This is a genomic window from Acinetobacter sp. BMW17 (assembly GCF_001592855.1).
Lineage (GTDB): Bacteria > Pseudomonadota > Gammaproteobacteria > Pseudomonadales > Moraxellaceae > Acinetobacter > Acinetobacter johnsonii.
Map to the genome: position 1 here is coordinate 21826 of NZ_LSOD01000023.1, position 13647 is coordinate 35472.

16 protein-coding genes and 1 pseudogene are annotated in these 13647 nt (G+C 42.0%); 5 read left to right on the top strand and 12 right to left on the bottom strand.

Annotation, left to right across the window (positions count from 1 at the left end; all coding sequences use genetic code 11):
* The first annotated feature begins 306 nt into the window (after positions 1-306).
* Complete coding sequence (locus tag AXW61_RS06570) at positions 307-558, top strand: hypothetical protein (RefSeq protein ID WP_062033454.1); 252 nt, start codon at positions 307-309, stop codon at positions 556-558.
* A gap of 141 nt (positions 559-699) precedes the next feature.
* Here AXW61_RS06570 and AXW61_RS06575 read toward each other — a convergent pair whose 3' ends face one another.
* The 3 genes from AXW61_RS06575 to pheS all read right to left on the bottom strand — a co-directional run bounded on the left by AXW61_RS06575 (position 700) and on the right by pheS (position 4487).
* Positions 700-996, bottom strand: a complete 297-nt coding sequence (locus AXW61_RS06575) for an integration host factor subunit alpha (protein ID WP_004649746.1) — start codon at positions 994-996, stop codon at positions 700-702.
* On the bottom strand, positions 993-3374 hold the full coding sequence (gene pheT / locus AXW61_RS06580; RefSeq protein ID WP_062033456.1) for a phenylalanine--tRNA ligase subunit beta: 2382 nt from the start codon (positions 3372-3374) through the stop codon (positions 993-995). Before pheT ends, AXW61_RS06575 begins: the two co-directional genes overlap by 4 nt.
* Before the next feature lie 132 nt (positions 3375-3506).
* Positions 3507-4487: a phenylalanine--tRNA ligase subunit alpha gene (gene pheS, locus AXW61_RS06585; RefSeq protein WP_004979194.1), complete on the bottom strand. Its 981-nt coding sequence runs from the start codon at positions 4485-4487 to the stop codon at positions 3507-3509.
* 157 nt (positions 4488-4644) lie between these two features.
* Between pheS and AXW61_RS06590 the strand changes: the two genes are divergently transcribed.
* A complete protein-coding gene (locus AXW61_RS06590) occupies positions 4645-5661 on the top strand; it encodes a hypothetical protein (RefSeq protein WP_062033459.1) in 1017 nt (338 codons plus the stop codon).
* A 61-nt stretch (positions 5662-5722) separates the two neighbouring features.
* Here AXW61_RS06590 and AXW61_RS06595 read toward each other — a convergent pair whose 3' ends face one another.
* The 4 genes from AXW61_RS06595 to rpmI form a co-directional block, all read right to left on the bottom strand.
* Entirely contained in the window at positions 5723-5935 is a 213-nt protein-coding gene (locus tag AXW61_RS06595) for a hypothetical protein (RefSeq protein WP_004692273.1), read from the bottom strand.
* Between the two features lie 128 nt (positions 5936-6063).
* Positions 6064-6615, bottom strand: a complete 552-nt coding sequence (locus AXW61_RS06600) for an adenylate kinase (RefSeq protein WP_062033463.1) — start codon at positions 6613-6615, stop codon at positions 6064-6066.
* A 152-nt stretch (positions 6616-6767) separates the two neighbouring features.
* Positions 6768-7127 carry a 50S ribosomal protein L20 gene (gene rplT / locus AXW61_RS06605; RefSeq protein WP_004692276.1) on the bottom strand — a complete coding sequence of 120 codons (360 nt, stop codon included), beginning with the start codon at positions 7125-7127 and terminating at the stop codon, positions 6768-6770.
* Between the two features lie 11 nt (positions 7128-7138).
* Positions 7139-7333, bottom strand: coding sequence for a 50S ribosomal protein L35 (rpmI, locus tag AXW61_RS06610; RefSeq protein ID WP_004278281.1), 195 nt, complete (start codon positions 7331-7333; stop codon positions 7139-7141).
* Between the two features lie 221 nt (positions 7334-7554).
* On the opposite strand from rpmI, the gene AXW61_RS06615 reads away from it, so the two are divergent.
* Positions 7555-8808 (top strand): MFS transporter, encoded by a 1254-nt coding sequence (locus tag AXW61_RS06615; RefSeq protein WP_062033465.1) that lies wholly within the window; start codon positions 7555-7557, stop codon positions 8806-8808.
* A 104-nt stretch (positions 8809-8912) separates the two neighbouring features.
* Positions 8913-9644, top strand: a complete 732-nt coding sequence (locus AXW61_RS06620; protein ID WP_062033467.1) for an energy transducer TonB — start codon at positions 8913-8915, stop codon at positions 9642-9644.
* Positions 9645-9745: 101 nt separating this feature from the next.
* Here AXW61_RS06620 and AXW61_RS06625 read toward each other — a convergent pair whose 3' ends face one another.
* The 3 genes from AXW61_RS06625 to AXW61_RS06635 all read right to left on the bottom strand — a co-directional run bounded on the left by AXW61_RS06625 (position 9746) and on the right by AXW61_RS06635 (position 11205).
* The gene (locus AXW61_RS06625) at positions 9746-10174 is read right to left on the bottom strand and encodes a YqaA family protein (protein WP_062033470.1); all 429 of its coding nucleotides are present in this window, start codon (positions 10172-10174) and stop codon (positions 9746-9748) included.
* A 1-nt stretch (position 10175) separates the two neighbouring features.
* Positions 10176-10469 (bottom strand): hypothetical protein, encoded by a 294-nt coding sequence (locus AXW61_RS06630; protein ID WP_062033473.1) that lies wholly within the window; start codon positions 10467-10469, stop codon positions 10176-10178.
* A gap of 115 nt (positions 10470-10584) precedes the next feature.
* A complete protein-coding gene (locus AXW61_RS06635) occupies positions 10585-11205 on the bottom strand; it encodes a glutathione binding-like protein (RefSeq protein WP_062033476.1) in 621 nt (206 codons plus the stop codon).
* Between the two features lie 323 nt (positions 11206-11528).
* Between AXW61_RS06635 and AXW61_RS06645 the strand changes: the two are divergent.
* Positions 11529-11684: pseudogene (locus AXW61_RS06645) on the top strand (heat-shock protein); the annotation flags it as partial.
* Between the two features lie 82 nt (positions 11685-11766).
* Here the strand turns inward: AXW61_RS06645 and istB are convergent.
* Complete coding sequence (gene istB, locus AXW61_RS06650) at positions 11767-12540, bottom strand: IS21-like element ISAba8 family helper ATPase IstB (protein WP_062033482.1); 774 nt, start codon at positions 12538-12540, stop codon at positions 11767-11769.
* Positions 12540-13559 (bottom strand): IS21-like element ISAba8 family transposase, encoded by a 1020-nt coding sequence (gene istA, locus AXW61_RS06655; RefSeq protein ID WP_062033485.1) that lies wholly within the window; start codon positions 13557-13559, stop codon positions 12540-12542. Before istA ends, istB begins: the two co-directional genes overlap by 1 nt.
* Positions 13560-13647 lie beyond the last annotated feature (88 nt).

Genomic DNA, 13647 nt, shown 5'->3' on the forward strand with positions numbered 1-13647 from the left:
GCAAGTTTTTGATAAACAAAAATTTGAAATAAAAAACCTTCATCTTTTTAAATGTTTATTCAGCACTTCTCCAATACAAACCTCATCATTGATTGTTATTTTCTGTTAAAAAAGCCCTGTTTTTAGACCTTTTTTATCACTTTTTTCATCCCAGCTAGTAGCAATTCAAAATGCGCAGTGATAGCATATTTGCAGACCAGTTAGGCTGCTCCTGCATTGTTAGTCCCTAGCAAAATTAGGAACAATAAAAGCATACAACAGACTAACGTCGGTTTTTTTTAATCTCATATTTTAGAGAGTGATGCCATGTTATTCAAAAAAATCGCTATTGCTGCTGCAGTTGCTACTACTTTAGCTTTCGTTGGCTGTGCTAAGAAAGAAGAAGCTCCTGCTGCTGCATCTGAAGTTGCTGCTGCATCTGAAGCTGTTCAAGCTGCTTCTGAAGTTGCTGTAGATGCTGCTGCTGCTGCTTCTGAAGCTACTGTTGCTGCTTCTGAAGCTACTGCTGCTGCTTCTGAAGCTACTGTTGCTGCTGCTTCTGAAGCTAAAGCTCACTAATCTCTTAGAGATTAGTCAAAAAGAGAGCCCGTGGCTCTCTTTTTTTATGCTCAAATTTTATCAAAAAACAAAGCTCTACTATTTGGCAAGAATTGAATCAGCCAAATGATCATCAAAAATTCTAAGCAAAAAAAAAGCAGATCAATCGATCTGCTCATTTCCCACACGCTGGCGGAATTTCTGCCCTGCGCGGAAGGTCACTACACGGCGTGCAGAAATCGGAATTTCTTCACCCGTTTTCGGGTTACGACCTGGACGTTGACGTTTATCACGCAACTCAAAGTTACCGAAACCAGAAAGTTTAACTTGCTCGCCAGAGATTAGCGCTTGGCTAATCTCATCAAAGAACAACTCGACCATTTGCTTAGCTTCACGACGGTTTAAACTCGTGAGCTCACTTAGATGGTCAGCCATTTCCGCTTTTGTTAATGCTGTCATGAAGCCCTCAATGTCGCCTGATAAGTGTTTTCCAACACTTGTAAAATATGATCCATACCGGATTTAATTTCAGCATCTTCAAGCGTACGTGATGGGTGTTGCCAAAGAAGTGCAAATGCCAATGAGCGCTTACCGTCTTCAACGCCTTGCCCAGTGTACACATCGAACAACCAAGTTGAGTCTAAAAGCTCACCACCTGTTTTTTCGATAAGTTGCTGAATTTCACTTACATTTATCTTATCACTAATTAAAAGCGCAATATCACGTCTAACCGACGGAAAACGTGATAATTCTGTAAAATTAGATACATAAGTTTGCAAAACAGCCGATTGATCAAGTTCAGCCACCCAAGTCGTGCTCAAATCCAATGCATCTTCTAAAGATGGATGTAATCGACCAAAGTAACCAATAGATTGGCCATCGACTAAAACCTCAGCAGACTGCCCTGGATGCAACCAGCTACGTTCAGAGCGAACATATTCAACCTGCACACGACCTGCTGCCAATACTTCTTCAATTTCACCTTTGAAATCAAAGAAATCCATAGCTTGAGGTTTAGCATGCCAAGTTTCTGACGTTTTTGCACCTGTTGCAATCACTGCAAGGGTAGGAATTTGTTTCAAATCATGAATAGATTCAGCGTCTTGATAGTCAAAACGTAAGCCTAGTTCAAAGAAACGTACACGGCTTTGTTGGCGGTTTACGTTGTATTGCACGCACGGAATCAAACTAGAGAGCAATGTTGAACGCATCACTGCTAAATCGCTTGAAATCGGGTTAGCCAAAGCCAAAGGATTCACAGCCGTATTGAGTTGCTTCTCAAGCTTTAAGTCTGCAAAGCTAAAGCTAATCGCCTCTTGATAACCCAAAGTCACGAGGGTTTGACGAAGCTGAGTCATTTCAAATTGGTCTTGATATTGAGCCAATTGCGCTTCAATTTTTGGCAAACTGATTTGAATGTTGTCATAACCATGAATACGTGCGACTTCTTCAATCAGGTCTTGGTAGATTGCCATATCATAACGGTGTGAAGGCGGTACTACAGACCACTGATCTTCTGCTTTAACCGTCACAGCACAACCTAAGCGAGTTAATGCATCTGCAATAAATGCAGCATCTACACGATAACCTAGTAATTGATCCACTTGCGCTTGTTCTAGCTCAATCGCTTCACGCTTCGGTAAAACAGCCGCTTGTTCCGCTATCGTAATCGGACCGAACTCACCACCCGCCAAGTCTGCAATCAATTGTGATGCGCGGTGCATCGCTAGCATTGGCAGCTCAAAATCCACGCCACGCTCATAACGCTGTGATGCATCGGTATGTAAACCAAAGCTACGGGCACGACCTGCTATGGCTAATGGAGCAAAGAATGCAGACTCTAAGAAAATGTCCTGGGTTTCATCGGTAACAGATGAAGACAAGCCACCCATGATGCCTGCAATCGCTAATGCTTTTTCATCATCCGCAATCACCATGACTTTTTCATTGAGCTCAACTTCTTGTTCATTCAGTAGAACCAATTTCTCCGCCGTATTCGCTTGACGAACTTGGACTGAACCTTGAATTTTTGCTGCATCAAAAGCATGGAGCGGTTGACCCAACTCCATCAGTACATAATTGGTAATATCAACCAAAATACTGTGCTGACGAATCCCTGAGCGAACCAAAGCGCGTTCCATCCATTCTGGGGTTGCTGCTTTGGTATTCACGTTTTTAATCACACGACCTAAATAGCGCGGGCAGCCTTCAGTGCTCACCACAACTTTTTTCTCATCAGCAATGGTCGCGGCAACGGCATTAATTTCAGGTGCAGTCACAGTCAGTTGGTTAATTACCCCAATTTCACGGGCAATACCACGAATACTAAAACAGTCACCACGGTTTGGCGTGATGCTGATATCAATGACATGATCATCTAAATTTAAATATTCACGAATATCCACACCGACAGGTGCATCAACGGGCAGCTCTAAAAGGCCATCAATTTTGTCTTCTAGATCAATTTCAGATGCACCACACAACATCCCTTGTGATTCAATGCCACGAAGTTTGCCTTTCTTGATTTTGAAATCGCCTGGAAGCACAGCACCAATGGTTGCCACAGGGGCTTTCATACCAACCCGTACGTTTGGTGCACCACACACTATTTGTAACGGCTCGCCTGAACCAATATTCACAGTGGTCACACGTAAACGGTCTGCATCAGGATGTTGCTCTACCGTCAACACTTCACCAACAACCACGCCAGTGAACGGTTTTGCCGCAGGCGATAAATCATCGACCTCTAAACCCAACATGGTCAGTTGATCAGATAAAGTATTGCTATCAACGGCTGGGTTAACCCATGTACGCAACCAATTTTCGCTAATTTTCATTTTGTTAAAAACCTATAAATCTAAATTTTTGAATCCCCCTCTAACTCCCTCTTTTGGAAAAGAAGGAGAACCCCGAGTCATCACAAACAACTCCTCTCCTTCAAGGAGAGGCTGGGAGAGGTATAAATCTGTTTAAGCAAATTGGCGTAAGAAACGCACATCGTTTTGGTAGAACATACGTAAGTCATTGATGCCATAACGAAGCATCGCAAAACGTTCCACACCTAGACCGAAAGCAAAGCCTTTGTATTTTTCAGGATCAATCCCTGCTGCCTGTAAGACATTTGGATGTACCATGCCACAACCAAGCACTTCTAACCATTTACCACGCTCATCCATAATATCCACTTCAGCGCTTGGCTCTGTGAATGGGAAATAAGATGGACGGAAACGTACTTTTAAGTCTTTTTCAAAGAATTCGTTTAACAGATTGACCAATAAACCTTTCAGTTCTGCAAAGCTAGTATTTTCAGCTACATACAAACCTTCAATTTGATGGAACATTGGCGAATGCGTTTGGTCAGAGTCACAGCGGTATACACGACCTGGGCACACAATACGAATCGGGGGTTGCTGGGTTTCCATGGTACGAATCTGCACACCCGAAGTATGGGTACGTAACAAATGTGTCGCATCAAAATAGAATGTATCGTGCATTGCACGCGCAGGGTGATGCCCTGGAATATTTAAAGCTTCAAAGTTGTGGTAGTCATCTTCAACTTCTGGGCCAGTTTCAATCACAAAACCAGCTTTGGTAAAGAACTGACAAATGCGCTCTTGCACTTGAGTAACAGGGTGAATACTACCAATCGTTTGACCACGACCCGGTAAAGTAATATCCACCGTTTCACTTGCGAGTTTTTGCGCCAACGCCGCTTGTTGTAATTGTGTTTGGCGTTCAGTTAAAGCACCGGTAATCGCTTCGCGAACTGCATGAATTTGCGCACCAAAATTTTTACGCTCTTCAGGGTCCATCTTGCCTAAAGCTTTGGATTGCTCAGCGAGCTGGCTTTTCTTACCCGTAAACTGCACTCGTACTTGATCGAGTGTAGCAAGGTCCTCTGCTGCTGCAATCGCAGCAAGCGCTTCAGTGGTCAGGGCTTCCAGTGACATAGTAACTCTCAAAGCAACAATTTATAAAATTAATAAAACCCCATATTCTATCAGTTTTTAAGCACGTTGATGAAGCTCTACGATCAGGAAAATTTGTTTAGTACATGATTTTATAAACAGGTTAAGATAGTGTCATCACAGAAGAGAACAACAAACGATGTCGCTTGATCCTATTTGGCAACAACAACTTACTTTAGTTACTTATGGCAATGAATATTTACGCCACAACCTAAGTTTCCAACGTTGGTTAGAACATGCCATTTTTGACCGACATTGCTTTCAGTTTCGTGATCTGAATAGCCAACATTTACTGGCTCAGCATTTTCAGGTCTGGCTTGAAGCCTTAAAAAAACAAGGGGTCAAACAACTCAGTCTGCATAGTTCAACATTGCTAGCAGATGAAAAGAACCCTAACCCAAATGTTGAACTCCTCGCTACCCCCCATATTATTGTGAGCCATCAAGCACAGCAAAAAACTGCTTGGATTTTTGGTAAAGAACTGGCGGAGTGGTACAGCGCTGAACACGATTTTATAATTCCAAAAACACAACAAAGCTCAATCCGTAGTGAAAATTTATGGCGTTTTGAACTGAATCACAAACTCAGCAAACGCATTGAAGCAGACTTACAAACGCCGAAATGGGATGAAATCGAAAACTTTACCGAACAAGAACTGTTTAGTGCGCCATTTGCACAAGGTTTAGTAGAGCCTGAGACGGTAAACTTACCTTACTATGGACAACAAGATGCCTCAGATGAAGCCCATCATCTCGCTCTTTTACCAACAGACTATACTGCCGATTATGCACACCAAACGCTGTATCGTTTAGATGCACTATCAGCATTTATCCAAACTAAGATTCAACATCCTTACAATGCAGAAGGCCAAGTGCTCACGCCAGATGAGCAATTGAACCTACGTCATTTTGAACAAAAGATTGATGATTTAAGTACCAAGTTCATTGTGAAAGTGGCCAATCACTATCAAACCGCGCAGCTCACACCCAAAGATACGACCACACCACTGGATGCACGTAATCATCCAACACCTAAATTAAGTGCGATAGAGAGCAAGCCTCATGAAATACACCATAAATCGGGGAAAACTGGGGTGTTTGCTTTAATCATAATTACGATTTTGATTTGTGTAGTTGGCTATTATTTTGGCTTATAAGTTATTAGCGAGATATCAAAGCGCTCTTATCTAAGAGCGCTTTTTTACGGGCTCAACTTCTTCAGGCGGTAATAAGAAGGTTGAAAGGCCGGATTTTGATTTGCACCTTATGCTGATTGGCATGTTGATTAATATAATGATTAACCGAAACAACCTCCCCCTCTAGCTCCGCATCAGGTCCATACATAATTTTGACTGACTCACCTTTTCTGGGAATCATTTGTAATTCCACCGTGATACTTCCCTGTCCCATCCCAGTAATTTCTGCAAGCATATCCTGCTCCTTTTCTTTTTAATCTTTTTATTTATTAGGCATCGGCCACCTATGAGATTAAAGCAGATTTATGTAACTAAAGCTTAAAGGTTCGCCTTAATCGCTGAGTAGGCACTGATCTTTTTAATTTAAACGTTATGCTTTTCAACAGCCAACTGGTCTAAAAAACGACTCACCTGTTTTGGTGTCTTTAAATGAATCCACTGTATATGTTGATATTCAGACATCTGCATCATTTTTAAGTATTTCTGTCGGTTTTTAGCATGCGTTTTGATCATCCACCAAATAATCGAATCCCGACCAAACATCCGCAGCAAGCTTTCCCGATTATTCGAGTTTTCCCATAAATCCTGTTGTGCCCATGCCCGCTGAACCGCACGCTTCACAGAACGGTAAAGGTTGATTGGAAACGGTAAGTCCAACCAAATGACAGTATCAATTTCCGCCCATTTCACAGGAATGGCGCGGGTATAGTTACCATCGATCACATAGCCCTGTGTCGCCTTCTGTACTTCGGACTCAATCTTGGCAAAGAATACCTCATCGGGACATTCTTGCCAGTCATCCAACCAAAATAGATTATCCAACTCGATATAATGCAAATCTAACTTTTCGGCCAAAGCTCTGGAAAATGTAGATTTTCCCGTGGCAGAGGTTCCTACAACATTGATTCTTTTCATTGTACTGGCCTAACGCTGATGCGGTCTTTCTTATCATATGTAATTATGGTTGTATCACAGTCTCACCTTTGACCCATAAAAAATTTGATTCAAAAAATAATCGACCATAAAAAAGACCGCTAAAAAGCGGTCTTTCTTTAAGTCTTAAAGACTTATGCAGCTAATGCATCTTTAGCTTTAGAAGCTAAAGCAGCAAATGCAACTGCGTCATGCATAGCGATGTCAGCAAGTACGCGACGGTCGATAATCACTTGAGCTTTTTTCAAGCCAGCGATCATACGGCTGTACGATAAACCATTTAGACGAGCACCAGCATTAATACGCGCAATCCATAGAGCACGGAATTGACGTTTTTTCTGACGACGGTCACGGTAAGCGTATTGACCTGCTTTGATTACTGCTTGGAACGCTACGCGATATACGCGTGAACGAGCGCCGTAGTAACCTTTAGCACGAGCAAGAATTTTTTTATGACGGCGATGAGCCTGTACACCACGTTTTACACGAGCCATTTATAATCTCCTTAGATGTATGGGCACATACGACGAACTGAAGCAACGTCACTCACGTGAACCATTACACAGCCGCGTAATTGACGAATACGCTTAGCAGATTTTTTGGTCAAAATGTGGCGTTTGAACGCTTGTTTACGCTTGAAACCGTTAGCAGTAGCTTTAAAACGCTTAGCTGCACCACGGCGAGTTTTCATCTTAGGCATAACAACCTCTTTTGAACACCTGTTCGGAACGTTTGCACCATTGCAAAACGACCTGCAGGTAAGGGAGCGAATATTCTAATCGAACTTTGTCTAAAACAAAAGCAAATAATCAACAATAAAAGCAAGCTTAGTTTATTTCCCGATAAGCTTTAAGCGATGAATTTATAACCGAGGTTTAGTCCAAGTCGTATAATGCCTCATCCATTCCATACTGTACCCTTATGAACGCTACACAGGATGCTTTTGCCGCACTCCGATACCGAGACTTCTCTCTTGTTACACTCAATCAATTTTGCCTGACGCTTGCCATTTTAATCCAGGAAATTATTGTGGCGTATTCTTTGTATAAAATCACCAAAGACCCACTCACTCTAGGCTTGATTGGTCTGGCAGAAGCAATCCCCTTTATTGCGCTCTCCTTATGGGGCGGTTATTTTGCCGATCGCTTTAATAAGCAAACCATCATGAAAATCTGCTTATTCTTTGCCATTCCTCTGCCCCTAGTTTTATGGGGGTTATTTCATGCTTATGGCTTAAAGCACATTGAACTCTCCACCCTGTCATGGGGTGTTTATGCCGTGATCTTTGGCTTAGGAATAATTCGAGGTTTCTATAATCCATCTGCAACATCACTCAAACCCTTTTTAATTCCTCGGGAACTTTATGCCAATGGTGCCACATGGACCACCATTGGTTGGCAAAGCGGGGTGATTATTGGGCCAATGCTAGGTGGATTTATGCTGGCATTTTTAGGCCGTGAAACCAGTTTCATCAGTGTGGCGGTGCTGCTTAGTCTGTGCTTCTTACTCGTCAATCTTTTAAGCAAACGCACTTTTCCTAAAATTGAAACGGAACGTGTACTACAAAGTTTAGGTGAAGGTTTTCGCTTTATTGCTAAAACTAAAATCGTCCTCTGGGCTATCTCACTCGACTTAGTCTCGGTGCTGTTCGGCGGCGTGATCGCTTTACTCCCGATCTTTGCTGAAGATATTTTGAAAATTGGGCCTGAAGGATTGGGCTATTTACGGGCAGCACCTTCGATTGGTGCACTCATCACCATGATTGCGCTGACACGTTTTCCACCCACCCGACATGCATGGCGCAATATGCTGCTTGCTGTTGCAGGTTTTGGCCTATTCACCTTATTGTTCGCATACTCAAACTATCTCTGGCTATCTTTATTTGCTCTTGCTATGACGGGCGCATGTGACAGTATTTCAGTGGTAATTCGTCAGACTATTTTACAAATTTATCCTCCTGAAAATATGCGAGGCCGTGTTGCAGCGGTAAATGGCATGTTTGTGTCGAGTAGCAATGAACTAGGGGCATTTGAGTCAGGTCTTGCAGCAAAATATTTAGGCCCTGTGATTGCAACAGTTTTTGGCGGCAGCATGACGCTTTTAGTGGTCGCACTCAGTTGGGCTAAAACCAAAGACTTATTTGGTGTAGACATCACCCAAGCTGAGCAAAAATAGTTTTAATTTAACAATATAACTTGCGAGTCTTTCCAATTCAGGAAATACTCGCAACAATTATTTAAGTCATGCGCACTGGATGCGTTATAAAAGAAATCGACCATATGAAACCACTCTTCTTGCTCGCATTATCTACACTGCCCTTTCATCTCAGTCATGCAGCTCAGCCACCATTAGAACTCACCATTCAAAAAAGTTCAGCTCAATCAGCGCATTTGACTACGCGTATTCAATGGGTAGATTTTCCCAAACCCCAATATAAAAATAGTGATTTAAACCAACAAAACCGTGCAGCGATTATTCGCGTGTATGCAGATGAAACAGGTGAAGTAACCAAAGCGACAGTCCAAGAAACAACTGGAATCAAAGCTTTGGATGAAAAGCTGGTAAATGCCGTGCTTCAAGCCAAAGTAAAACCTTTTATGGAGGACGACACCGCTTTAGCTGTCATTGGTTATCAAGTTTTTAATTTAAACTTGACCCCAGATGATGTCGAAGCATGTAACTACACCTTCGACTCGAAGAATTGGCTTGCACAACAACAGCAGCAAAAAGTGCCTTTTCAATATCAGGCTCAACCTAAGCTTGCGCTAGATTCTACGCAGTTGAATGATCATGACCGTCAAGTTAAATTTAGCTTCAAAACAGATAAACAAGGCAACGTGAAAAAGCCCAAGATTACTAAAGGCTCTGGCATTTATGAGCTTGATCAGCAGGTTTTACAAGCCGTTGCCAATAGTAAAGTCAGTGTTAAACGCACAGCAAGTACACTGTGGCTCTATAAAAAATCTAAATTTAAAGATGTGATTGAATTTGACCTTGAGTCTTGTCACTAAAATCTAAAAGGACACGAGTTTTCGATAGCTCGTGTCCTGACTTCTTACAAATCTAAAAACCATTAAAAATCTTTTGGCCAATAACAGTATTTGAAGACCGATTAGAATTGACTAAACATCCAATACACAAAAAGATAACGTCCGATTTTCGCAATACTCACCATCACGACAAAACGAACAAAGTTTTCTTTGAGCAATCCTGCAATGAGGGTGATCGGATCACCAATAATGGGCACCCAACTGAGCAATAAAGACCAAAAACCATATTTTTGATAAATGCCCTGCGCCTGCAACATCTTTTGTTCTGAGACGGGAAACAATTTGTTGTTTTTGTATTGCTCAACTTTCAAGCCGAGCCACCAATTCACACAGCTACCTAAAATATTGCCTAGGCTGGCAACAGCTATCAATAACCACACTGGGTATTGAGTCTGAGCCAACAATCCCACCAAGACTGCTTCTGACTGTAACGGCAGCAGTGTCGCTGCTCCAAAGGCAGAAAGGAAAAGTAGTCCTAAGGCCCACATCATTTTATGATTTTAAACCCAGCTTTTTCTTGGTTGAGCTATAGGCAAAACTTGACCAGATCAATGCCAGAATCAACAAAGACCAACGTGACCATGAATATTTATCGGCAATCGGTTCAATTGCAGCACGCAGTACCGCCTGATCTTTAGTATTCAGCAGTTCAATGATTTTTTGGATGTGTACCGCTTCAGCTACAAATAGCACCAAACATCCTGCAATCCCCACAATAATACTGAGATAGATTTTTGGATTCGCTTCAATAATGCGGGTTAAATTGAGGAAAAACTCTTTTTTCATTACGTTGATGTCCAAACAACCTTTCAACAAAAAAGCCACCCATCGGTGGCTTTAAAGAATGGTTTATACCTTGAAGGCGCTAAGCTTAACACAGTTCAAGTCAGCGCTTCTGTAACTAATTCACTTGAAGCGCCAACGCACGCTGAACTGCAGGACGCGCTTGAATACGCTCCATATAAGCCTTCACATTTGGATAGTCATTTATATCAACTTGTTGCCATTCATAACGCAAAATCCATGGGAAAATTGCCATATCCGCTATCGAATACTCACCAGCCACATAGTTTTGACCAAAAAGCTGCTTGTCTAGTACAGCATACAAGCGCTTGGTTTCATTGACATAGCGTTCAGTTGCATACGCAATACGTTCGGGAGCAAATTTACTAAAGTGATGGTTCTGTCCAAGCATTGGACCAAAACCACCCATTTGCCACATCAACCACTGCTCAACTTCAACACGAGCCTGTTCATCGCTTGGATAAAACTGCCCTGTTTTACGCCCTAAATACTGCAAAATCGCCCCTGACTCAAACACAGAAATGGCTTCACCTTTAGGACCCTCTTGATCGACAATCGCAGGGATTTTATTGTTGGGTGAAATGCGCAGAAAGTCGGGTTGAAACTGATCATTTTCTAAAATATTGATGGGAAAAACTTGATACTCCAAACCCATCTCTTCTAATGCGATGCTAATTTTATGTCCGTTGGGTGTTCCCCAATAGTACAAATCGATCATGTGGTTATCCTGTTACTTTTCTCGTTTTAGTTCATATTGTCGGGGTTTGATACTGTTTATAACATGATTCCAGCCTAGAAACATTAGGTTGAACTGAAATTGAAATCTTAAAATATGCATGATTAACTTCATATAAATAGAATAATTATCAACCAAAGAGAATTTCTTAAAAATCTTATTTTTTAATCTTGAAATTTCATAGAGCATCCAAATATTAAAAGTACAGCAAACATCCACACCGATTATTGCTGTGACAACCATGCTAATCGAGTCGCATAGGTTGCTTATTTATATCACTTTTCCTAATAGTGGAGGTTTTATCAATGAGTAATTTAAGCTTAATGCCATTATTCCGTCGTAGTATCGGTTTTGACCGTTTAAACGATTTGTTTGATCATGCAATGCTCAGTGAAGCACCACATTATCCTGCGTACAATATTGAAAAAGTCGGTAATGATCACTACCGCATTGTCGTAGCTGCGACTGGTGTCAACGGCATTCTAAAATTGACCCCTTTTACCTTACAAATGGCAAAGTAAAATTGACCCCTTTGATCTCGTATTAAGTTTCAACCTGGGGCTGAATCCCAATTCTTTTTTTATCCTTCAAACGATAACTCTCACCCGATATCTGTACCACATGACAGTGATGTAATAGCCGATCTAACATCGCAGCGGTCAACGTAACATCATCCGCAAATGACTTAGACCATTGGCTAAAGGGTAAGTTACTCGTCAATATCGTACTGCCTTTTTCATAACGCTTGGCAATCACGTTAAAGAACAGATTCGCTTCTTCACGTCCAAACGGTAAATAACCAATTTCATCGATAATCAGTAACTTTGGTCCCAGTACCGCACGTTGCATATAGGTTTTCAGTTTACCTTGCTGATAGGCTGTACTCAGTTGCAGCATTAAATCCGCTGCGGTAATGAACTTGATCTTAATGTTGTTCATGATGGCCTTATAGCCTAATGCCATAGATAAGTGCGTTTTTCCTACTCCGCTAGCCCCGAGAAACACCACATTTTCTGCTCTAGCAATAAAGCTCAGATTGAACAGTTCAATCACCTGTGATTTAGGGGCCCCTAGGGCATAATTAAAATCATAGTCTTCCAGGGTTTTGACTTGAGGCAGGCCTGAGAGTTTCATCAGTACCTGCTGACTGCGCTGTTGCCTGGCAGCATATTCATGCGTCAAGATCGCTTCAACAAAGTCGGCATAACTTCCATCCTGACCTAATGTTTGTTGTGCATGATGTGACCATTGTGATGCGATGGCAGGCAGATTGAGCTTTTGGCAAAGCTGCTCTATACGGGCGTATTGCAGATTCATCAGGAAACTCCCAGCAACTGGTCATATATCGATAAGGGATGCTGCAAACTCTCGTAGGGCATGACATGCTGTGCTGCTGCAACAGGTACAGTGCTGGAACCTGTATCTGATTGCGGTAATGACGTAAATTTTTGCTGCTCCTGTTGCAGTCGAACAGCCGGTTTTTCTTGCGTGGTGGCATGAATCCGCTGATTGGCGGTTTCATGCAGCCACCGGCCAATGTGGGCATTGGCGACATCAACATCTAACAGTAAACCCGAAGTCTTCAGGCTTGCTTTCAATGGCACAATAAAGCTTGATTTGAGGTATCCATTAAAGCGTTCAACTTTGCCTTTGGTCTGTGCACGATAGGGCTTACATACGCGAGGACGAAAGCTGTATTTCTTGGCGCAATCGAGCAGTTTGGGGTTCCATTTATGCTGCCCCTCCTGATAGGCATCCCGTTCAATCATGATCGTTTTAGCGTTATCAAACAGGATTTCCTGAGGTACTCCTGCAAAGAACTGAAATGCATTTTCTAGACCATCGATCCATGCATCCGTACGTTCATGATCATAAAATTTCACGAAAGTCGCTCTGGAATACCCTAATGTTGCGACAAAAGCTTTTAAAGTCGTGTTGTTACGTCGAATCGTGGTGAAATCCACTTGCATTTGTTGGCCAGGTTGGGTTTCAAAACGAATGATCAGTTCCGGTTTAGCAACTGGTTTTAATGTTGCAAGATATTCCCTCAAGATCCTGATCTTTCCTGGATATCCCAACCCTAAAATTTCCTGGTAGAGCACAACAGCAGGAATCCATTCAGGATGAGCTGCGTTTACACGTTGGAGTAAATAGGGTTTATATGGGTCAAGGATACTTATTCTAGGCTGTATACGCTGATACTGAGGTGTGGTGTTTTGCCGTAAATATTTACGTACGGTATTTCTGGATACCCCCAGTTCACGACTAATGGCTTTAATAGATTTACCTTGTTGATGAAGTATTTGGATTGTCACTGCTTGCTCCAAAGTTAACATGTTGAGCAGTCCAAAATGACCGCTATATTAACCAAGGGGGTCAGTTTTTAAATGCCGTTAGGGGGTTATTTTTACACTGCCGCTAACA

Excerpts from the sequence above, each read along its gene's own strand:
- AXW61_RS06630 (WP_062033473.1), bottom strand. The coding sequence starts at position 10,469 with ATGAAAAAAGAGTTTTTCCTCAATTTAACCCGCATTATTGAAGCGAAT.
- AXW61_RS06570 (WP_062033454.1), top strand. The coding sequence starts at position 307 with ATGTTATTCAAAAAAATCGCTATTGCTGCTGCAGTTGCTACTACTTTA.
- AXW61_RS06575 (WP_004649746.1), bottom strand. The coding sequence starts at position 996 with ATGACAGCATTAACAAAAGCGGAAATGGCTGACCATCTAAGTGAGCTC.
- rpmI (WP_004278281.1), bottom strand. The coding sequence starts at position 7,333 with ATGCCTAAGATGAAAACTCGCCGTGGTGCAGCTAAGCGTTTTAAAGCT.
- AXW61_RS06590 (WP_062033459.1), top strand. The coding sequence starts at position 4,645 with ATGTCGCTTGATCCTATTTGGCAACAACAACTTACTTTAGTTACTTAT.
- AXW61_RS06625 (WP_062033470.1), bottom strand. The coding sequence starts at position 10,174 with ATGATGTGGGCCTTAGGACTACTTTTCCTTTCTGCCTTTGGAGCAGCG.
- AXW61_RS06620 (WP_062033467.1), top strand. The coding sequence starts at position 8,913 with ATGAAACCACTCTTCTTGCTCGCATTATCTACACTGCCCTTTCATCTC.
- AXW61_RS06615 (WP_062033465.1), top strand. The coding sequence starts at position 7,555 with ATGAACGCTACACAGGATGCTTTTGCCGCACTCCGATACCGAGACTTC.
- AXW61_RS06635 (WP_062033476.1), bottom strand. The coding sequence starts at position 11,205 with ATGATCGATTTGTACTATTGGGGAACACCCAACGGACATAAAATTAGC.
- AXW61_RS06595 (WP_004692273.1), bottom strand. The coding sequence starts at position 5,935 with ATGCTTGCAGAAATTACTGGGATGGGACAGGGAAGTATCACGGTGGAA.
- pheT (WP_062033456.1), bottom strand. The coding sequence starts at position 3,374 with ATGAAAATTAGCGAAAATTGGTTGCGTACATGGGTTAACCCAGCCGTT.
- istA (WP_062033485.1), bottom strand. The coding sequence starts at position 13,559 with ATGTTAACTTTGGAGCAAGCAGTGACAATCCAAATACTTCATCAACAA.
- pheS (WP_004979194.1), bottom strand. The coding sequence starts at position 4,487 with ATGTCACTGGAAGCCCTGACCACTGAAGCGCTTGCTGCGATTGCAGCA.
- AXW61_RS06600 (WP_062033463.1), bottom strand. The coding sequence starts at position 6,615 with ATGAAAAGAATCAATGTTGTAGGAACCTCTGCCACGGGAAAATCTACA.
- rplT (WP_004692276.1), bottom strand. The coding sequence starts at position 7,127 with ATGGCTCGTGTAAAACGTGGTGTACAGGCTCATCGCCGTCATAAAAAA.
- istB (WP_062033482.1), bottom strand. The coding sequence starts at position 12,540 with ATGAATCTGCAATACGCCCGTATAGAGCAGCTTTGCCAAAAGCTCAAT.